This is a genomic window from Flexivirga alba (genome assembly GCF_042661025.1).
In the GTDB taxonomy this organism is placed as follows: domain Bacteria; phylum Actinomycetota; class Actinomycetes; order Actinomycetales; family Dermatophilaceae; genus Flexivirga; species Flexivirga alba.
In genome coordinates, this window is record NZ_JBHSWH010000002.1 from 1 (window position 1) to 20,418 (window position 20,418).

Consider the following 20,418-nt stretch of genomic DNA (forward strand, 5'->3'; position numbering starts at 1 on the left):
CATCCTCGCCCCGCTGCTGATCCCGGGCATCTTGGCCGCGGCGGTCCTCGTGCTGGTGCGGACAGTCGGCATGTTCGAGCTGACCTTCCTCACCTCGGACTCGAGCTCCAACACCCTGGTGGTGGCGCTGTTCACCGCCATGACCGGTGCCGGCATCCGGGCGCAGCAGTCCGTGGATGCGATGGCGGTCATCTACATGCTGTCGATGCTCGTGCTGCTGGTGATCGCGCTGCGCTTCGTCAACCCGACCCAGCTGGTCGCCCGTGTCGACGACTCGAAGGACTGAGGCGTGCAACGGCTCGCTCTGAGCACACTGCCAACGGCGTCGACCGACGTCGTCACGCTGCCCGCAGTCGATCCACGAAATCTGTCAACTGGCTTGGTACACCTCGGGATCGGGGCATTTCACCGAGCGCATCAAGCGGTCTACACCGAGTTGGCGAGTGCGGCCACCGGCGATGACCGGTGGGGCATCTTCGCGGTCACCGGGCGGTCCGCGAACGTCGTCGAACAACTGGCGCCGCAGGACGGGCTGTATGGCGTGCTGACCAAGTCGGTCGAGCGCTCCACGCTGCACGTGGTCGGAGCCGTTCGCGAAGTCATCAGCGGCGGGGCCGACCAGAGGTCGGCGCTGGCCGCCATCGCGTCACCCGACGTGCGCGTGGTGACCCTGACAATCACCGAGAAGGGCTACCCCCGCACACCGGACGGTGGTCTGGCGCTCGGCACAGCGGCGGTCACCGCGGACGTCGCCGCGGTCCGGGCTGCGCTCGCGGGCACCGGCGTCCCGGGTCCCACGGGCTCGTCGGTCGGGTTGCTCGCGACTGGGCTGGCAGCCAGGTTCTCGGCGGCGGCCGATCCGATCAGTGTCGTCAGCTGCGACAACCTGCCGGGCAATGGGACCCAACTCGGTCGGCTCGTCCGCGAACTCGCTGACGCCGCGGGAGACGACGATTTCGCCGGCTGGCTCCGCCAGGACGTGACTTTCCCCTCGACGATGGTCGACCGCATCGTCCCGGCAACGACCGATCAGGATCGGGCCGAAGCGGCCGAGTTGCTCCGGTTGTATGACGCAGGCCTGGTCGTCGCCGAGCCTTTCGGGCAGTGGGTCATCGAGGACCGCTTCGCCGCAGATCGGCCGGCCTGGGAGCAGGCGGGAGCCACGCTCGCAACGGAGGTGGCGCCATACGAGAAGGCAAAGTTGCGGATGCTCAACGGGACCCACTCGTTACTCGCCTACCTCGGAGCGCTGCACGGGCACCGGACGATCGCCGACGCGATCGCCGACGAGCGGTTGTATGACGCCGCGCGCGGTCTGCAGCGCGAAGATGCGATCCCGACCCTCGAGGCGCCGCCGGGAGTGGACCTCGAGGCGTATGGCGAGCAGGTCCTGGCCCGCTTCGGCAATCCGTACCTGCGGCATACGACCGTGCAGGTCGCGATGGATGGTTCGCAGAAGTTGCCGATCCGACTGCTCGACACGGCCAAGGACCGCCTGCGGGCGGGTGCGACACCGCATCATTGCGCACTGGCGGTCGCGGCCTGGATCGTCTACGTCTCTCGTGGCCGAGACACCCACGGTCACGAGTTGCCGCTGAACGATCCGCTCGCGTCCGTCCTGCGGGATCGGGCCGCCGGGTCCGAGGAGGGTCTGGTGGACCGGATGCTCGGGGTCCGCGAGATCTTCGACGACGAGATCGCCGGGCAGGACGCGTTCCGGGACGCCGTGCGAGATGCGGCGGCGTCCCTGCAGCGAATGCGCTGACGCGTCCGGAACACCGGGTGCGGCCGTCGACGTTGACAAATATGTGGCGCATCCCCCTGTCCCATAGACTGCGGTCAGGCAACATCCGTCACAGCCGTTCGACAAAGGTTAGGGACTGACATGGCATCAAACCCGGTGTTCAACCGGTTCAACGACGACCTGTCCAAGGGTCGCGTGTCCGGGGCGCAGCCGCAGTACGGCCAGTTCAGCAGCCCCGAGCAGCAGCAGCAGGCCCGTTACGGCCAGCAGGGCGGCTACCCCGGCGCTCCCCAGCAGGGCGGCTACCCCGGTTTCCAGCAGGGTTACCCGCAGCAGCCGGCTCCCGACCTGGAGAAGGCGTATGACGCGCCGTCCGCCACCGCGACACAGTCCGGTCGGATGACGCTGGACGACGTCGTCACCAAGACCCTCGGTCTGTTCGGGATCCTGCTGGTCTTCGCAGCCATCGGTTGGTTCGTCGGCAAGGAGAACCAAGGCGCCGGTATGGCGCTGTGGCTCGGCGGCATGATCGTCGGCCTCGTCATCGGCTTCGTGATCTCCTTCAAGCGGGTCATCTCCGTCCCGCTGATCCTGCTGTATGCCGTCTGCGAAGGACTCTTCGTCGGAGCGGCCAGCGGCTTCTTCAACCGGGTCTACCCGGGCGTCGTCGCCGAGGCCGTGCTGGCGACACTGTGCGTCTTCGCCGGCATGTTCGCTGGCTGGAAGTTCGGCCTGATCCGCGTCACCGAGCGCTCCCGCAAGATCTTCGGCATGATGGCGATGGGCTACTTCCTCTTCGCCCTGGTCAACGTCGCACTGGTCTGGACCGGCGTGGTTCACAACCCGTTCGGCGTCGGCGGCAACGGCCCGCTCGGCATCATCATCAGCGTGATCGCGGTCGGTCTCGCGTCATACTCGCTCGCCGTCGACTTCGACTCGATCCAGCGCGGTGTCGAGGCGCGACTGCCGGAGAAGTATTCCTGGCTGATGGCGCACGGCCTGCTGGTCACGGTCGTGTGGCTCTACATCGAGCTGCTGCGTCTCTTCGCCCGCATCCAGAGCCGATAACCCTGGCTGCCAACAGCACCACACAGGTCGAGCACACCTTCCCTTCGGAGCGTGTGCTCGACCTCTTTGCTGTGCCCGGTGACCTGCACCGGCTACCCGGTGGGCAAGGACAGAGTGTGCTGGCCGGTGACCTGGTGCTCAGCCCGGGCCGAGACCACGGGATCGCCGACCAGCTCAATCCACGCCTGGCGCGTATGGCGGTCGAGCTGGACACCCGCTCCCGGCGGGACCTTCGCATCGCGATGCCGATCCCCGCTCGCGACGGGACCTGGGTCGTCGACGGCTGGACCGCGAGCCGCTACGAGCCCGGCAGCCGTGCCTGCACCGATGCCGCGGTCGTGCGCGCGACCGGCGCGTTGCTGCATGCCGAGTTCGCGCAGGCTTTCGCGCGGTGGCCGCTCGCGATGCAGCCGCCGCGTAGCCGGTGGGACCGTGCCGAGCGCATCGCGTTCGGAGACCAGGCACTCGATCCCGGTGAATTGAGCGACGCACAAACGACATTCGCGCGTGAGCTGCTCGATCGGTGCAACACAGAGCCGTTCGGCGACGACCAACTCGTCCACGGTGACCTGGCTGGCAACGTGCTGCTGGACGCCGTCGACGTGCCGGTGGTCATCGACGTCGCGCCCTACTGGCGGCCGGTGCGCTGGGCCGACGCGGTCTGCGTGCTCGACCTGGTGATGTGGTCGGGCGCGGATCCGATGCTGCTGCACGACTGGTCGGGCGGCTCGCTGCAGGCGATCTTGCGTGCGGCGCTGTTCCGCCTGCTGTCCGACCTCGAGCCGGACGCGGAGCACGTCGACCTCTACCGAGTGGCGCTCGCGCCACTGCTCTGAGCGCGCCGCCTCGGGGAGTGCCCGGCGCAACTGTGTCAGGCCGTTCAGCGCGTACGACTCGAGCCCGACCCGGCAGGCGTCATACACCATCACCGTGAGTTGGTCGGCGAGCGCCGCCTCCCCGAGATCGGGTATGGCGAGGGCCGCCAGCCCCAACTGAGCACGTGTCCGGTCGGCCAGATCCTGCGCGAGTTCCCGCACCAGCCCTGCGTTTTCGTGTGCCGTGTCCGCGGGCAGCTGTTGCCACCGTCGGATCACCCGGCGCAGTTCGGTCGTGACGTCGTCCACCGGCACAGCGTATGGCGGTGTGCGACGGCACGATTCGGGGACGGCGCCGGGCGCGTTTAGGGTGGCCAGGTCGAATTTTTCCTCAGGAGGTTCATTTCATGTCCGCTGCGAGTCCCGCGGATCGGTCAGTAGTGCGGGAATTGACCATCCGCGGTGTCGTCATCGGCGGTCTGATCACGCTGGTGTTCACGGCGGCGAACGTCTATCTCGGCCTGAAGGTCGGGCTCACGTTTGCCACCTCGATCCCCGCCGCGGTCATCTCGATGACCGTGCTGCGCTATTTCGCCGACCACTCGGTGGTCGAGAACAACATCGTGCAGACCATCGCCTCGGCGGCGGGCACGTTGTCCGCGATCATCTTCGTGCTGCCCGGCCTGGTGATCGTCGGCTGGTGGCAGGGATTCCCCTACTGGACGACGATGGCTGTCTGCCTCGTCGGTGGCGTCCTCGGGGTCGCCTACTCGATCCCGCTTCGGCGGGCCCTGGTGACCGGCTCCGACCTGCCCTATCCCGAAGGCGTCGCGGGCGCCGAGGTGCTGCGGGTCGGTGACACCACGGAAGGTGCGGACGAGAATCGCCGCGGGATGCGCGTCATCATCGTGGGTTCGCTTGCTGCTGCAGGGTTTTCATTGCTCGCAGCGCTCAAGGTCGCGGCCGGTTCGTTGCAGAAGGTCTTCCATCTCGGCGGTGGCGGCACGATGGTCGGCTCGAGCCTGTCGCTCGCACTCATCGGTGTCGGCCACCTCGTCGGACTCGGCGTCGGCGTCGCCATGGTCGTCGGCCTGCTGATCTCGTTCGGCGTGCTGCTGCCGATCAAGTCCTCCGGTCATCTGCCCTCGCACGGTGACATCACCGATGCGGTGAGCGGAGTCTTCGCGACCGACGTGCGATTCATCGGTGCCGGCGCCATTGGGGTGGCCGCGATCTGGACCCTGCTGAAGATCATCGGCCCGATCATCCGCGGCATCAAGGATTCCATCCTCTCGAGCCGGACCCGGCAGGGTGGTGGCGAGGTCGACGTGACTGAGCGGGACATGCCGATCACTGTTGTCGTGGCGATCGTGTTGCTGTCGCTGATCCCGATCGCGTTGCTGCTGTGGGGCTTCGCGCACGACACGGCTCTGCACGGCAGCCTCGTCGGCATCATCGCGCTCAGTCTGATCTTCGTGCTGGTGATCGGTCTGGTCGTTGCTGCGGTCTGTGGCTACATGGCCGGCCTGATCGGCTCGTCCAACAGCCCGATCTCCGGCGTCGGCATCCTGGTCGTCCTCGCGGCGGCCCTGCTTCTCAAGGCGGTGCACGGAGGTGGCAGCGGCGCCCAGACGGAGGCGATGGTCGCCTTCACATTGTTCACGGCGTCCATCGTCTTCGGTGTCGCGACGATCTCCAACGACAACCTGCAGGACCTCAAGACCGGTCAACTCGTCGGCTCCACACCGTGGAAACAGCAGGTAGCACTGGTCATCGGTGTCGTGTTCGGCTCGCTCGTCATACCGCCGATCATGGACCTGATGAACAACAGCTTCGGCTTCCTCGGAGCGCCGGGCGCCGGCAAGAACGCGCTCGCGGCACCGCAGGCCTCGTTGATCTCGTCACTCGCCAAGGGTGTCTTCGGCGGATCGCTCGACTGGGGCCTCATCGGGCTCGGCGCGGCCATCGGCGTCGTCGTGATCATCGTCGACGAGATCCTGGGCAAGACCACGCGCAAGCTCCGGCTGCCGCCGCTCGCCGTCGGGATGGGCATGTACCTGCCGATCTCGCTGACCCTGATGATCCCGATAGGCGCCGTCATCGGCACGCTGTATGACGGCTGGGCCGACCGCAGCACCACGAATCCGCAGCGCGTCAAGCGGCTCGGGGTGCTGGTCGCGACCGGCTTCATCGTCGGCGAGAGCCTCTTCGGCGTGCTGCTCGCAGGAATCGTCGCGGCGACCGGCAAGGAGAGTCCGCTCGCGGTCGTCGGGGACGGCTTCCTGCACACGTCCGAATGGCTCGGAGCGCTCATCTTCGTGGTGCTGATCGGCGGCGTCTACCAGTGGACCCGCAAGATCTCCACCGCCGGAGACGACGTTGCCGAGGTCACGAACTGACCGGGCGTCATGCAAGGATCCGGCCCCGAACCGCTGCTGCGGTCCGGGGCCGGATCTTTATGTCTCAGAACGAGTTACGACGGCCATCAGGAGAGGCGCTCGTAGATGATCGCCATACCCTGGCCGCCTCCGACGCACATGGTCTCCAGGCCGAACGTGCCGTCGGCCTCCTGCAGGCCGTTGAGCAGCGTCGTGGTGATGCGGGCTCCGGTCGAGCCGAACGGGTGGCCCAGGGCGATGGCGCCACCGTGGACGTTCAGCTTGTCGAAGTCCATCCCGAGGTCGTCGGCCGACGGGAGCACCTGGGCGGCGAAGGCCTCGTTGATCTCGTAGAGGTCCAGATCGCCGATCGTCATACCCGCGCGCTTCAGTGCCTGACGGGAAGCCTCCACCGGGCCGAGACCCATGATCTCGGGGGAGAGGGCGGAGACACCGGTCGACACAACGCGGGCCAGCGGGGTCAGCCCGAGCTCCTTGGCCTTGGTGTCGCTCATGACCACCACCGCGGCGGCGCCGTCGTTGAGCGGGCAGCAGTTGCCGGCGGTGACGGTGCCGTTCTCACGGAAGACCGGCTGCAACGCGCTGACCTTCTCCAGTGTGACTCCCGGGCGCGGGCCGTCGTCGGTGCTGACGACGGTGCCGTCGGGCAACGTCACGGGTGCGATCTCACGTGCGAAGAAGCCGTCCGCGATTGCCTTCTCGGCGCGGTTCTGGCTGCTGACGCCCCACTCGTCCTGGCGCTCGCGGCTGATGCCGCGCAGTGTCGCGACGTTCTCGGCGGTCTGGCCCATCGCGATGTAGACGTCCGGCAGGTTGCCGGCCTCGCGCGGGTCCGACCAAGTGGAGTTGTCCTTGGCGGTCTGCTCTGTGCGTGCCTTGGCGTCCGCGAACTTCGGGTTCTGCCAGGTGACGTTGCTGCCGCCGGCGCCGGAGAAGTCGGCATAGCGGGAGACGCACTCGACACCGGCGGAGATGAAGACGTCACCCTCGCCGGCCTTGATCGCGTGCGCGGCCATCCGGGTGGTCTGCACCGAGGACGAGCAGAAGCGGTTGACGGTTGCTCCGGGCAGGTGGTCCCAGCCACCGAGCACTGCCACGACGCGCGCCATGTTGCTGCCGTGCTCGGCCCAGGGCTCGGCGCAGCCGAGGTAGAGGTCCTCGACCAGTGTCGGGTCGAGGTCCGGCACGCGGGCCAGGGCTGCCTGGATGACCTGCACACTCAGGTCGTCGGGGCGAATGTCCTTCAGGGAACCCTTGAAGGCACGACCGATCGGCGTGCGAGCAGTGGAAACGATGACAGCTTCAGGCATGGGTCCTCCGTCGTTGCAGAACGAGCGATGTTACTCACGGGTAATACTTTCGGTGTCGAGTGTATGGCGTGGGCCACAACGGCCCCGCGGCACCTCGTCGGACCGATGGTTCAGTCGCGCAAGAGCTTTGCGGTCTGAGCGATTTCGTCGGGTTCGCCGGGCGCCGGGATCCACGGCAGCTGTAGTGGATCGTCGACATACCGGGGCACGACGTGGATGTGGAAATGGAAAACGGTCTGCCATGCCTCCGAGCCGCAGCAGTTGAGCAGGTTGATGCCGTCGGCCTCGAGCCGCTCCATCGCCCGCCGGGAGACCGTCTGCGCTGACCGGGTGACCGCGGCGAGCTCGTCGGGGTCGATCTCGAGCAGGTCCTTGGTGTGGTTCTTCGGGATCACCAGCGCGTGGCCGCGGGTGCCCGGGTTGACGTCCATGAAGGCGATGGTGCGGTCGTCCTCGTGGATCTTCTCGGCGGGAAGGTCACCCGCCACGATTTTGCAGAAGATGCATTCAGGGTCGGTCGTCATACATCGACTCTAAGCCCGCCCTGTAGGCGCAATGCGGCGGCTAGCGCGACTCGGTCGGGTTGTCCCCGCCGTCGGGCAGTTCGGTCTCGGCCGCGGCCGTCTCCGGGGCTTCGACCGCGTCGGTCTCGGCCGCCTTGACGTCCTCGTCCGGGAGAGGCAACGGATGCCGGTGCCGGCGGAGCAGGACCGCCCATGGTCCGCGTGCGTTGCGCGCCATACCTTCGACCTCGGTGCCGGTGACCTCGGTGCCCGGGTCGCGCGCGGCTCGCCGGGCGGCGGAGGCTACCGGGCGCACTGCTTCACCACGCAGTCGCTCCGGCCTCCGACCCGTGTCGGGCGACACCTCACCGAGCGCATCCAGCACGCTGGGCAGCAACGCGGACGCGGCCCGTGCGTAACCGGCGGACGACGGATGGAAGCGATCCTTGGAGAACATCACCGCCGGGCTGTCGGAGAACTCGTGGCCCAGCAGATCACCGAGTGACACCGTGCGCCCGCCGAGCTCGACGACGACCCGCGTCTGCGCCGCGGCCAGGTGTCGCGACCAGCGGCGCGCCAGCTGGCGAAGCGGCTGGGGAACCGGCTTGATGACGCCCAGGTCGGGGCAGGTCGCCACGACCACCGGGCTGTCGGCGTCGCGCAGGCGGCGGACGGTCTCCGCGAGGTGTTCGACCGCGTCGGTCTGCGACAGGCGACTGGTGACGTCGTTCGCGCCGACCATGATCAGCGTGACGTCCGGGTGGGGGACGTGTGTCAGGACGGCGTCCAGCTGGCGGCCCAGGTCGGTTGAGGTCGCTCCCACGACGGCGACGTTGCTCAACTGCACCGGCCGGCCGGCGAATGCCGCGGCGGCTGTCGCGATGATCGCGCCGACGGTCTGCGTTGCGGCGTCGGCACCCATGCCCTTGGCGGTGGAGTCGCCCAGGACGACGAACTGGATCGGATCGCCGGGCCCGGCGCCATACACACCATTGTCGTCGGGTGCTCCGTCGAACGGCTGGCCCACGACCCGTCGCGCGATCGCGGCCTCACCCTTGAGCACGCCCCAGCCGCTGAGGAAACCGGCTGCGCTGACACCGGCGGTCCCTGCGGCATATGTCGCCGCCTTGCGAGCCATTGATGCCCGACTCATCGCTGGTTCACCCGCCCTCCGCCGCCGTTGGCCGTGCGCCCGTCTTGATCATTCACGGTCGGGACAATGTTCTCATTCCGGGGCAAACCGCCGCCGCCTGGGTGAGTCGCCGTGACACCGCACCACGGGTATCCGGCATCTGAGACGATCAGTGCATGAAGTTTGCTGAGCACATAGTCGATCTGGTCGGTGGCACTCCGCTCGTGCGGTTGTCGAAAGTCACTGAGGGGATCCAGTGCACCGTCCTGGCCAAGGTCGAATACGTCAACCCCGGCGGGTCCGTCAAGGACCGGATCGCGCTGCGGATGATCGAGGCCGCGGAAGCGTCCGGGGCGCTGCAGCCGGGCGGCACGATCGTCGAGCCCACCTCCGGCAACACCGGCGTCGGCCTCGCGCTGGTCGGTCAGCGCAAGGGCTACAAGTGCATCTTCGTGTGCCCCGACAAAGTCAGCGAGGACAAGCGCAACGTCCTCAAGGCGTATGGCGCGCAGGTCATCGTCACCCCGACGTCCGTCCCGCCGGAGCACCCGGACTCCTACTACAGCGTTTCGGATCGGCTGGCCGCCGAGACCCCCGGTGGCTGGAAGCCGGACCAGTACTCCAACCCCGAAGGTCCCAATTCGCACTATCACTCGACCGGCCCGGAGATCTGGGCGGACACCGACGGTGAGCTCACGTCGTTCGTCGCGGGCATCGGCACCGGCGGCACCATCACCGGCACCGGTCGCTTCCTGCGGGAGATATCCGCGGACCGGGCCGGAGGGCGCGTCAAGATCATCGGCGCCGACCCGGAGGGCTCGGTCTACTCCGGAGGCAGCGGGCGCCCGTATCTGGTCGAGGGAGTCGGCGAGGACATGTGGCCGCGCGCCTACGACCCGGCGGTGGTCGACGATGTGATCGCGGTGACCGACGCCGAATCGTTCGCGATGACCCGCCGGCTTGCTCGCGAGGAGGGCCTGCTCGTCGGCGGCTCCTGCGGTATGGCGGTCGTGGCCGCCCTTCGTCACGCGGCGACGTTGCCTGCCGAGGCGACGGTCGTGGTGCTCTTGCCGGACTCCGGTCGCGGCTATCTGTCGAAGATCTTCGACGACACGTGGATGGGCAGTTATGGCTTCCTGCCCGGGCAGGCGGAGGAGCAGACAGTCGGCAGTGTGCTGGCCGCGAAGGAAGGCTCCATGCCTGCACTGGTCCACACACACCCGAACGAGACGATTCGCGATGCGATCCAGATCCTGCGCGAGTACGACGTATCTCAGATGCCCGTGGTCAATGCCGAACCCCCGGTGATGGCCGGCGAGGTCGCCGGGTCGGTCAGCGAGCGTGAGTTGCTCGACGCCCTGTATGCCGGTCACGCGCATCTCGCGGACCCGGTCGAACGCCACATGGAGGCCGCGTTGCCGATGATCGGCGCCAATGAACGCGTGACCGGCGCCCGGGAGCTGCTGAACAAGCACGATGCGCTGATGGTGGTCCAGGACGGCAAGCCCGTCGGCGTCCTGACCCGCGCCGACCTGCTGAGCCTCTTGGTGGACTGAGTCGGACTCGGGAAGGGTCTCCGCGCTGTCGCACGACGCGGGGACCCGCGAGGTCTCGCCAGGGGCGCAGCGGGGAGCACTTCGAGGGGCGAAAAACCGCGGAATGGCCCCGATTTGGTAGTTCACGCATCGGTGGTCTACTGTTCTTCTTGTCAGCCCAACGGGGCGGCGAACGAAGAGCGAAAGCCCTTCGGGAGTGCCCACGGAAGACTGGCTGATCGGATTTTGAAGCCGCTCAGACAGTCTGCTAGGCTGACAACGTCGCTCGGAGCCAAGTGCGCGAGAGTCGAGATCTTCCAAGATCACCGACTTGCCGCCCAAGAGCCGAGTGGGCACAACCAAGAAAGCACAGTTCTTGTTGATGTGTGGTGCAAGCCGCACGGAGACAGGTGCCTGGTCGTTTTTTGAGAACTCAACAGCGTGTCGAATGATTGATGCCAATTGTTTGTTGGTTTGATCGTTTTTGTAGCATTTTTTGCTCTTGATCGATTTTTGCCAGTTTTGGATTCTTTTTTGGAGAGTTTGATCCTGGCTCAGGACGAACGCTGGCGGCGTGCTTAACACATGCAAGTCGAACGATGATGCTCCAGCTTGCTGGGGTGGATTAGTGGCGAACGGGTGAGTAACACGTGAGTAACCTGCCTTTCACTTTGGGATAAGCCTTGGAAACGGGGTCTAATACCGGGTATACACATATTGTCGCATGGTGGTGTGTGGAAAGCTTTTGTGGTGGAAGATGGACTCGCGGCCTATCAGCTTGATGGTGGGGTAGTGGCCTACCATGGCTTTGACGGGTAGCCGGCCTGAGAGGGTGACCGGCCACACTGGGACTGAGACACGGCCCAGACTCCTACGGGAGGCAGCAGTGGGGAATATTGCACAATGGGCGGAAGCCTGATGCAGCGACGCCGCGTGGGGGATGAAGGCTTTCGGGTCGTAAACTCCTTTCAGCAGGGACGAAGCTTTTGTGACGGTACCTGCAGAAGAAGCACCGGCTAACTACGTGCCAGCAGCCGCGGTAATACGTAGGGTGCGAGCGTTGTCCGGAATTATTGGGCGTAAAGAGCTTGTAGGCGGTTTGTCGCGTCTGCCGTGAAAGCCCAGGGCTTAACCCTGGGTCTGCGGTGGGTACGGGCAGACTAGAGTGTGGTAGGGGAGACTGGAATTCCTGGTGTAGCGGTGAAATGCGCAGATATCAGGAGGAACACCGATGGCGAAGGCAGGTCTCTGGGCCACTACTGACGCTGAGAAGCGAAAGCATGGGGAGCAAACAGGATTAGATACCCTGGTAGTCCATGCCGTAAACGTTGGGAACTAGGTGTGGGCCTCATTCCACGAGGTCCGTGCCGTAGCTAACGCATTAAGTTCCCCGCCTGGGGAGTACGGCCGCAAGGCTAAAACTCAAAGGAATTGACGGGGGCCCGCACAAGCGGCGGAGCATGCGGATTAATTCGATGCAACGCGAAGAACCTTACCAAGGCTTGACATACACCGGAATGTGCCAGAGATGGTGCAGCCTTCGGGCTGGTGTACAGGTGGTGCATGGTTGTCGTCAGCTCGTGTCGTGAGATGTTGGGTTAAGTCCCGCAACGAGCGCAACCCTCGTTCCATGTTGCCAGCACGTAATGGTGGGGACTCATGGGAGACTGCCGGGGTCAACTCGGAGGAAGGTGGGGATGACGTCAAATCATCATGCCCCTTATGTCTTGGGCTTCACGCATGCTACAATGGCTGGTACAGAGGGTTGCGATACCGTGAGGTGGAGCGAATCCCTTAAAACTGGTCTCAGTTCGGATTGGGGTCTGCAACTCGACCCCATGAAGTTGGAGTCGCTAGTAATCGCAGATCAGCAACGCTGCGGTGAATACGTTCCCGGGCCTTGTACACACCGCCCGTCAAGTCACGAAAGTCGGTAACACCCGAAGCCGGTGGCCCAACCCTTGTGGGGGAGCCGTCGAAGGTGGGATTGGCGATTGGGACTAAGTCGTAACAAGGTAGCCGTACCGGAAGGTGCGGCTGGATCACCTCCTTTCTAAGGAGCATTAACACTCTTCATCACCGACTGTGTGGTGGGGTGGCTCATGGGTGGAATCATCAATCATAATGCTTGGCACATGTGTGTTGGGCCGGCGGAGTACGAGCAGTGCCTCTTTTTGGGGTGGTGTTGTGGAAATGTTGGTTGAGCGTGGGTGTGTGGGGTGTCGACACGTTGTTGGGTCCTGAGGAAACGACTCTTTTTCCGCCGTCGATCGAGTGATCGTGTTGGTGGTGGGGAAGGTGGGTTGGTTTTCTTGGTGCTGCCCGTCATTGCAGGCCCGTGTGTGGTTTGTGGTGGTGGTGTTGGTGTGTTGTTTGAGAATTGTATAGTGGACGCGAGCATCTTTGTAGTTTTTAAGAATTTTACTGGTTTTTGTGTAAGTTTTTAAGGGCGCATGGTGGATGCCTTGGCATCAGGAACCGATGAAGGACGTAGTAATCTGCGATAAGCCTCGGGGAGCCGATAAACGGGCTGTGATCCGAGGGTTTCCGAATGGGGGAACCCCGCACCAGTTATGTGGTGTGACCCGTATCTGAATACATAGGGTACGTGGAGGGAACGTGGGGAAGTGAAACATCTCAGTACCCACAGGAAGAGAAAACAAAAGTGATTCCGTGAGTAGTGGCGAGCGAAAGCGGATCAGGCTAAACCATGGTTGTGTGATACCTGTCAGGGGTTGCAGTCATGGGGTTGTGGGATTTTGTCGTACCGTGTCTGACAGTGCGGTGGCGTGATGGTGTGCGTGTAGTCGAATCAGTGGTGAGTGCTGAACCGTAGAGGGTGGGAGTCCCGTAGGCGAAATGCGTAACACGGCGTTTGATGGAACACCCAAGTAGCACGGGGCTCGAGAAATCTCGTGTGAATCTGCCAGGACCACCTGGTAAGCCTAAATATTCCCTGATGACCGATAGCGGACTAGTACCGTGAGGGAAAGGTGAAAAGTACCCCGGGAGGGGAGTGAAATAGTACCTGAAACCATGCGCTTACAATCCGTCAGAGCTGGCCTGTGGGCTGGTGATGGCGTGCCTTTTGAAGAATGAGCCTGCGAGTTAGTGCTCAGTGGCGAGGTTAACCCGTGTGGGGAAGCCGTAGCGAAAGCGAGTCCGAATAGGGCGTCAGAGTCGCTGGGTCTAGACCCGAAGCGGAGTGATCTACCCATGGCCAGGTTGAAGCGACGGTAAGACGTCGTGGAGGACCGAACCCACTTAGGTTGAAAACTGAGGGGATGAGCTGTGGGTAGGGGTGAAAGGCCAATCAAACTCCGTGATAGCTGGTTCTCCCCGAAATGCATTTAGGTGCAGCGTTGCGTGTTTCTTGCCGGAGGTAGAGCTACTGGATGGCTGATGGGCCTCACCAGGTTACTGACGTCAGCCAAACTCCGAATGCCGGTAAGTGAAGCGTGGCAGTGAGACTGCGGGGGATAAGCTTCGTAGTCGAGAGGGAAACAGCCCAGATCACCAGCTAAGGTCCCTAAGCGTGTGCTAAGTGGAAAAGGATGTGGAGTTGCTGTGACAACCAGGAGGTTGGCTTAGAAGCAGCCACCCTTTAAAGAGTGCGTAATAGCTCACTGGTCAAGTGATTCCGCGCCGACAATGTAGCGGGGCTCAAGCACACCACCGAAGCTGTGGCAATCGCACAATACCCTAGCAAGAGCCTTCGGGTTGTTGTTCAGGGGTGTGGTTGGGTAGGGGAGCGTCGTGTCACCAGCGAAGCGGCGGCGTGAGCCAGTCGTGGAGGTGACACGAGTGAGAATGCAGGCATGAGTAGCGAATGACGGGCGAGAAACCCGTCCGCCGAATAACCAAGGGTTCCAGGGTCAAGCTAATCTGCCCTGGGTAAGTCGGGACCTAAGGCGAGGCCGACAGGCGTAGTCGATGGACATCCGGTTGATATTCCGGAACCGGCGAAGGACCGCCCATATTGAATCAGGGGATGCTAACCACCCGAACCACCGTGACTGTCAGCCTTCGGGTTGATGGCGTGTGTGGGGAGCGTGGGACCCTATCTTGTAGTAGATAAGCGATGGAGTGACGCAGGAAGGTAGCCTCCGCGGGGCGATGGTTGTCCCCGTCCAAGCGTGCGAGCCGACTGGTAGGTAAATCCGCTGGTCATGAGGCTGAGGCGTGATGGTGACCACGTAATGTGGGAAGTAGGGTGATCCTATGCTGCCAAGAAAAACTTCTAGCGAGGTTCGAGCCGCCCGTACCCCAAACCGACTCAGGTGGTTAGGTAGAGAATACCAAGGCGATCGAGTGAATCATGGTTAAGGAATTCGGCAAAATGCCCCCGTAACTTCGGGAGAAGGGGGCCCACTGCCCTGAGACTCTTTACGGGTTAGGGGTGGGGGCCGCAGAGACCAGGGAGAAGCGACTGTTTACTAAAAACACAGGTCCGTGCGAAGAAGTAATTCGATGTATACGGACTGACGCCTGCCCGGTGCTGGAACGTTAAGGGGACCGGTTAATCCACTTGTGGGTGAAGCTGAGAACTTAAGCGCCAGTAAACGGCGGTGGTAACTATAACCATCCTAAGGTAGCGAAATTCCTTGTCGGGTAAGTTCCGACCTGCACGAATGGCGTAACGACTTCTCCACTGTCTCAACCATGAACTCGGCGAAATTGCATTACGAGTAAAGATGCTCGTTACGCGCAGCAGGACGGAAAGACCCCGGGACCTTTACTACAGCTTGGTATTGGTGTTCGGTGCGGCTTGTGTAGGATAGGTGGGAGACTGTGAAGCGCACGCGCCAGCGTGTGTGGAGTCATTGTTGAAATACCACTCTGGTCGTTCTGGGCTCCTAACTTCGGACCATGATCTGGTTCAGGGACAGTGCCTGGTGGGTAGTTTAACTGGGGCGGTTGCCTCCCAAAGGGTAACGGAGGCGCCCAAAGGTTCCCTCAGCCTGGTTGGTAATCAGGTTTTGAGTGTAAGTGCACAAGGGAGCTTGACTGTGAGACAGACATGTCGAGCAGAGACGAAAGTCGGGACTAGTGACCCGACGGTGGCTTGTGGAAGCGCCGTCGCTCAACGGATAAAAGGTACCCCGGGGATAACAGGCTGATCTTGCCCAAGAGCTCATATCGACGGCATGGTTTGGCACCTCGATGTCGGCTCGTCGCATCCTGGGGCTGGAGTAGGTCCCAAGGGTTGGGCTGTTCGCCCATTAAAGCGGTACGCGAGCTGGGTTTAGAACGTCGTGAGACAGTTCGGTCCCTATCCGCTGCGCGCGTAGGAAACTTGAGAAGACCTGTCCCTAGTACGAGAGGACCGGGATGGACGAACCACTGGTGTGTCAGTTGTACTGCCAAGTGCACCGCTGATTAGCTACGTTCGGAAGTGATAACCGCTGAAAGCATCTAAGCGGGAAGCACGCTTCAAGATGAGGTTTCCAACAGGGGTCAACCCTGGTGAGGCTCCCAGCTAGACTACTGGGTTGATAGGCCGGATGTGGAAGCACAGTAATGTGTGGAGCTGACCGGTACTAATAAGCCGATAACTTACCTCAACTTTTTCTTAGAACCCGCAAGGGTACGCGTCCACTATACGATTCTGAAACAACACCCACACAGTGCGGCACAACCCCCACCTGCGGGTGGGTTTGTGAAGTGAATATGTGTGACCTTGTTTCACAGGGTTACGGCGGTTATAGCGAAGTGGGAAACGCCCGGTAACATCCCGAACCCGGAAGCTAAGCCCTTCAGCGCCGATGGTACTGCACTCGGTAGGGTGTGGGAGAGTAGGACACCGCCGAACAATCATTCAATGTGGCCCCGCCTGATTCAGGCGGGGCCACATTTTTGTTCCTGCAGTTGACTGAGAGCCGACTGAGCAGCCCACCGGATTCTCAGCTTCTCGACTGTAGGATCGGCCCGACGTTGGAAAGTCGTGCGATGTGGAAGGAGCATGAGTGATCGGCAGCGTGGCTCGGGTGCCGAAAGTGCTGAGAGGCTCCTTCAACCCCTATGGCGGACCATCCGTGCGGCAGCGGGCACACCTCCCGTGGCGCGAACACGTCGCACGCTGGATCGGCCGAACCTTCATGTTCGCCGCGGTCGTCTCGCTGCTGAGTGTCGCCCTGCACGGCAATATCGTTGTCTCGATCATCGAGGACGTTCTCGGCCTGGTGAACGTCCCCGCGGAGCCGAGCCTGTTCATCGTCTGCCTGCTGTTCGTGCTGGCCGGCGCCGTGCGCCGGCGGCTGCGTTTCGGGCACACCATCGTTGTCGCCCTGATGTTTCTGAGCGTGCTCAGCAGCTTCGTGCTGCTGCTGGGGTCGGTGTTTCGACAGGACTGGCTGCAGGACTCGCGGCTGTCCGGTTTCGACCGTGACTATCACTCGTTCGTGACGAGCGTTCCCATCACCGTGATCTCGTTCGTCGTGGGCCTGGCCGTGCTCATTGTTGTCGCTGCAAGCCGCCGTGGGTTCCCGGCGCGCCTCGCTCCCGGAAGCCGGGTCGCGGCGGCGGCAGTGTTGGTGGTCGGTCTGATCCTTTCCTTCCTGGTCACGCTCGCCATATCTATGACCGCTGACAACACGCTGCACGGCACCCGGGAGATCACCCGGTTCGCGGTGCGCTCGACCTTCGGCCTGACTTCCGACGAGACCACGCCCGGGTTGCACGGGCATGTCGGCCATACCTGGGTCTATGGTCTCGCCGGGATCATGTCGACGATCGCGCTGTTGTTGGCCAGCTTGGTCTTCATGCGATCGGGACGGGGGCGACAATTCCAGACCGCGGACGAGGAGCTCGCCATACGCCGGCTGCTGTTGCTGCACGGCGAGAACGACTCGCTCGGCTACTTCGCGACCCGACGGGACAAGAGCGTCGTCTTCTCCGCGGACGGGCAGGCGGCAGTGACCTACCGGAACGAAGGAAGCGTCAGCGTCGCGAGCGCAGACCCGATCGGACGAGCGACGTCGTGGCAGCCCGCCATACAAGCGTGGCTCGAGCAGTGCCGTGAGCTCGGTCTCTATCCGGCGGTGCTGTCCAGCTCCGAGCACGGTTCGCACGAGTATGTCGAAGCAGGACTGAAGGCGTTCGCACTCGGCGACGAGGCGATCATCGATGTCGAGACGTTCTCGCTGCGTGGCCGGTCGATGCGACCGGTCCGCCAGGCTGTCACGCGGTTGCGGCGGGCCGGCTACACCACGCGGGTGCGCCGGCACGCCGAGTTGTCAACCGAAGAGTTGCACGTGATCGAGGGACTGGCCGAAGAGTGGCGCGGCGAGGAGACCGAGCGCGGCTTCTCGATGGCGCTCAATCGGCTGGGCGATCCGGCCGACGGACGGTGCGTCATCATCACCGCGCACGATGCGCAGGGCACCATCCGTGGCTTCCTGTCCTTCGTCCCTTGGGGCGTGCGTGGCGCTTCGCTGGATCTGATGCGCCGCGATCGGGATGCCGAGAACGGCCTCAACGAATATCTCGTCTCGGAGCTGATCGAGGCGGCGCCCGAGCACGGCATACGACGACTGTCGCTGAACTTCGCGGTGTTCCGGGAGGTGTTCAGCAGCGCCGACCAGGTTGGCGCCGGGCCGATCACCAGGTTGAACGACGCGGCGCTTTCGTTCGCGTCGCGTTTCTTCCAACTCGAGACGCTCTACCGGTCCAACGACAAGTACAAGCCGACCTGGGTGCCGCGGCTGCTCTGCTACGACCCCGCACTGACGGTGCCACGCGCCGGGCTGGCGATGGGTATCGCCGAGGGCTTCGTGCCGGTGATAGGCCCCCGTGTGCTGACCGGACCACGTCCGTCCGACGTCCAGCCGCCTCGACCCGAGCCCTGGTTCGTCGATCGGGTCCAGGACCAAGAGAATGCGCTCCTGCTGACCGGTCCTCCCGCAGTCCGCCTGTCCGAGCAGCAGCGGGTTCGGCGCGACAAGCTGGAAGTGCTCGACGAAGTCGGCGTCGACGCCTACCCGGCGGCTGTGCCGCGGACCGAGCGGGCACTGGCCATTGCGCAGCGGTACGCCGACCTGCCCGCGGGCCAAGTCACCGACCACGTCGTCTCCGTCGCCGGGCGGGTCCGCGCATTGCGGGATCTCGGCGGGGTGTCCTTCGCCGTCATACAGGACGAGCGCGAGATGCTGCAGGTGATGGTGACCGCAGCCGACTCGCCGGACAGTGCACGGTGCCTCTGGCGCCGTGCCGTCGACCTCGGCGATCTGGTCAGCGTGACCGGTCCGGTCGCGACCTCACGCACCGGCGAGCTGTCGGTGCTGATGCACTCGTGGGAAATGGCGGCCAAGTGCTTGCGGCCTGTGCCGGGGATCGGCGTCCTCCAGCGTGAGGACACTCGGGCACGCAACCGGTCGCTCGAGCTCATTCTGGATCAACACGCGCGTGAGTTGCTGGTGCAGCGGTCCGCCGCCGTGCGGGCGATGCGGGAGACCTTTCAGGACCAAGGGTTCCTGGAGGTCGAGACGCCGATGTTGCAGCCGGTGCACGGTGGCGCGGCCGCGCGGCCGTTCGCGACACACATCAACGCCTACAACATGGAGCTCTTCCTGCGGATCGCCCCCGAGCTCTACCTGAAGCGACTTGCTGTCGGTGGTATGCAACGGATCTTCGAGATCGGTCGCAACTTCCGCAACGAGGGCGCCGACGCGACCCACAACCCGGAGTTCACTTCGCTGGAGGCGTATGCCGCCTACGGCGACTACACGATGATGCGCGAGCTCACCCGTGAGGTGCTGCTGAATGTCGCCACCGCGGTGCACGGGAAGCCGATTGCGTTGCGACCCAACGGATCCGGTGGGTATGACGACATCGACCTGACGCAGCCCTGGCCGGTGATCACCGTGCACGATGCGGTGTCGACGGCAGCCGGGACGCGCCTCACCTCTGCTTCGGGTCGCGACGAGGTGGCGCAGGTATGCCGGGACCACGGTGTGCCGGTTCGCTCGGATCAGTCGGCCGGCAAGCTGGTCATGGAGTTGTACGAAGCACTCGTCGAGAAGCAGACGACGTTCCCGACGTTCTACTGCGACTTCCCGGTCGAGGTGTCCCCCTCGCGCGTCGGCATCGCAGCGACGACCGGCTGACCGAGCAATGGGACCTCGTGGCGTTCGGTGCCGAATTGGGCACGGCATACAGCGAATTGACCGACCCTGTCGATCAGCGCCAGCGGTTCACGCAGCAGTCGCTTGCGGCGGCAGGCGGTGACGTCGAGGCCATGCAGCTCGACGAGGCGTTCCTCGCCGGGCTGGAGCTGGCAATGCCTCCGACCGGTGGACTTGGGCTGGGCGTCGACCGGGTGGTCATGATGCTGACCGGGCAGAGCATCAAGGCGACCCTTGCATTCCCCTTCGTGCGACCGCAGGCGTGACGCGTCAGCTGATCTCCGGCTGGCTCGACCACGGGAAGTCGATCCACTGAGCGGTGCGTTTCCAGACGTATTCGCACTTCACGACGGAGCGTGACTTCTCGTAGATGACGGCGGACCGCGTCTCCTTGACGTGACCCTCGCAGAACTTGCGGACCAGGTCGAGGGTGCCACCGGTGTCGGCGACGTCGTCGATGATCAGCACCGTCGCGCCCGACAGGTCGACCGGTTGCGGCACCGGCGGAAGCATCACCGGCATCGGCAGCCGTTCGTCGACGCCGGTGTAGAACTCGACGTTGAGCACGTGCACGTTCTTCATGCCGAGCGCGTAGCTGATGGCGCCGGCCGGGATCAGCCCGCCGCGGGCGATGGAGATGATCAGGTCGGGCCGGTAGCCGCTGTCGTGGATGGTCTGCGCCAGCTCGCGGCTCGCGGTGCCGAACAGGTCCCAGGTGAGTACCTCGCGGTCGTGTGTCATAGAAGTCCATTCTGAACAAGCACAGTGAGCTTGGGCTGCGTTGGCATGG

Annotated in this window: 10 protein-coding genes, 3 rRNA genes and 2 pseudogenes; 11 read left to right on the forward strand and 4 right to left on the reverse strand. The window is 63.9% G+C overall.

Features of this window, described 5'->3' with window-relative positions:
* The 6 genes and pseudogenes from ACFQDH_RS23595 to ACFQDH_RS23620 form a co-directional block, all read left to right on the forward strand.
* Positions 1-286: pseudogene (locus ACFQDH_RS23595) on the forward strand (ABC transporter permease); the annotation flags it as partial.
* 3 nt (positions 287-289) lie between these two features.
* Positions 290-1,765, forward strand: a complete 1,476-nt coding sequence (locus ACFQDH_RS23600; protein ID WP_382397368.1) for a mannitol dehydrogenase family protein — start codon at positions 290-292, stop codon at positions 1,763-1,765.
* 120 nt (positions 1,766-1,885) lie between these two features.
* Entirely contained in the window at positions 1,886-2,812 is a 927-nt protein-coding gene (locus tag ACFQDH_RS23605) for a Bax inhibitor-1/YccA family protein (protein ID WP_382397366.1), read from the forward strand.
* Positions 2,813-2,865: 53 nt separating this feature from the next.
* Entirely contained in the window at positions 2,866-3,648 is a 783-nt protein-coding gene (locus ACFQDH_RS23610; protein ID WP_382397364.1) for an aminoglycoside phosphotransferase, read from the forward strand.
* Positions 3,649-3,747: 99 nt separating this feature from the next.
* Complete coding sequence (locus tag ACFQDH_RS23615) at positions 3,748-3,996, forward strand: hypothetical protein (protein ID WP_382404953.1); 249 nt, start codon at positions 3,748-3,750, stop codon at positions 3,994-3,996.
* A 38-nt stretch (positions 3,997-4,034) separates the two neighbouring features.
* Positions 4,035-6,026, forward strand: coding sequence for an OPT family oligopeptide transporter (locus ACFQDH_RS23620; RefSeq protein WP_382397360.1), 1,992 nt, complete (start codon positions 4,035-4,037; stop codon positions 6,024-6,026).
* An 86-nt stretch (positions 6,027-6,112) separates the two neighbouring features.
* Here ACFQDH_RS23620 and ACFQDH_RS23625 read toward each other — a convergent pair whose 3' ends face one another.
* From ACFQDH_RS23625 to ACFQDH_RS23635, 3 genes are all read right to left on the reverse strand, one after another.
* Positions 6,113-7,336, reverse strand: coding sequence for an acetyl-CoA C-acetyltransferase (locus tag ACFQDH_RS23625; protein WP_382397358.1), 1,224 nt, complete (start codon positions 7,334-7,336; stop codon positions 6,113-6,115).
* A gap of 110 nt (positions 7,337-7,446) precedes the next feature.
* Positions 7,447-7,860 carry an HIT family protein gene (locus ACFQDH_RS23630; RefSeq protein ID WP_382397356.1) on the reverse strand — a complete coding sequence of 138 codons (414 nt, stop codon included), beginning with the start codon at positions 7,858-7,860 and terminating at the stop codon, positions 7,447-7,449.
* A 40-nt stretch (positions 7,861-7,900) separates the two neighbouring features.
* Positions 7,901-8,992 (reverse strand): SGNH/GDSL hydrolase family protein, encoded by a 1,092-nt coding sequence (locus tag ACFQDH_RS23635; RefSeq protein ID WP_382397354.1) that lies wholly within the window; start codon positions 8,990-8,992, stop codon positions 7,901-7,903.
* A gap of 155 nt (positions 8,993-9,147) precedes the next feature.
* Between ACFQDH_RS23635 and ACFQDH_RS23640 the strand changes: the two genes are divergently transcribed.
* From ACFQDH_RS23640 to lysX, 5 genes and pseudogenes are all read left to right on the forward strand, one after another.
* A complete protein-coding gene (locus ACFQDH_RS23640) occupies positions 9,148-10,527 on the forward strand; it encodes a cystathionine beta-synthase (protein WP_382397352.1) in 1,380 nt (459 codons plus the stop codon).
* Positions 10,528-11,037: 510 nt separating this feature from the next.
* Positions 11,038-12,559: ribosomal RNA gene (locus ACFQDH_RS23645) — 16S ribosomal RNA — on the forward strand.
* A gap of 380 nt (positions 12,560-12,939) precedes the next feature.
* A 23S ribosomal RNA gene (locus ACFQDH_RS23650) occupies positions 12,940-16,070 on the forward strand.
* A 130-nt stretch (positions 16,071-16,200) separates the two neighbouring features.
* A 5S ribosomal RNA gene (rrf, locus tag ACFQDH_RS23655) occupies positions 16,201-16,318 on the forward strand.
* The 16S, 23S and 5S rRNA genes sit together here, the layout of an rRNA operon.
* 223 nt (positions 16,319-16,541) lie before the next feature.
* A pseudogene (gene lysX, locus ACFQDH_RS23660) lies at positions 16,542-19,894 on the forward strand (bifunctional lysylphosphatidylglycerol synthetase/lysine--tRNA ligase LysX).
* A 4-nt stretch (positions 19,895-19,898) separates the two neighbouring features.
* Here lysX and ACFQDH_RS23665 read toward each other — a convergent pair.
* Positions 19,899-20,369: a phosphoribosyltransferase gene (locus tag ACFQDH_RS23665; protein WP_382397350.1), complete on the reverse strand. Its 471-nt coding sequence runs from the start codon at positions 20,367-20,369 to the stop codon at positions 19,899-19,901.
* Positions 20,370-20,418: the final 49 nt, after the last annotated feature.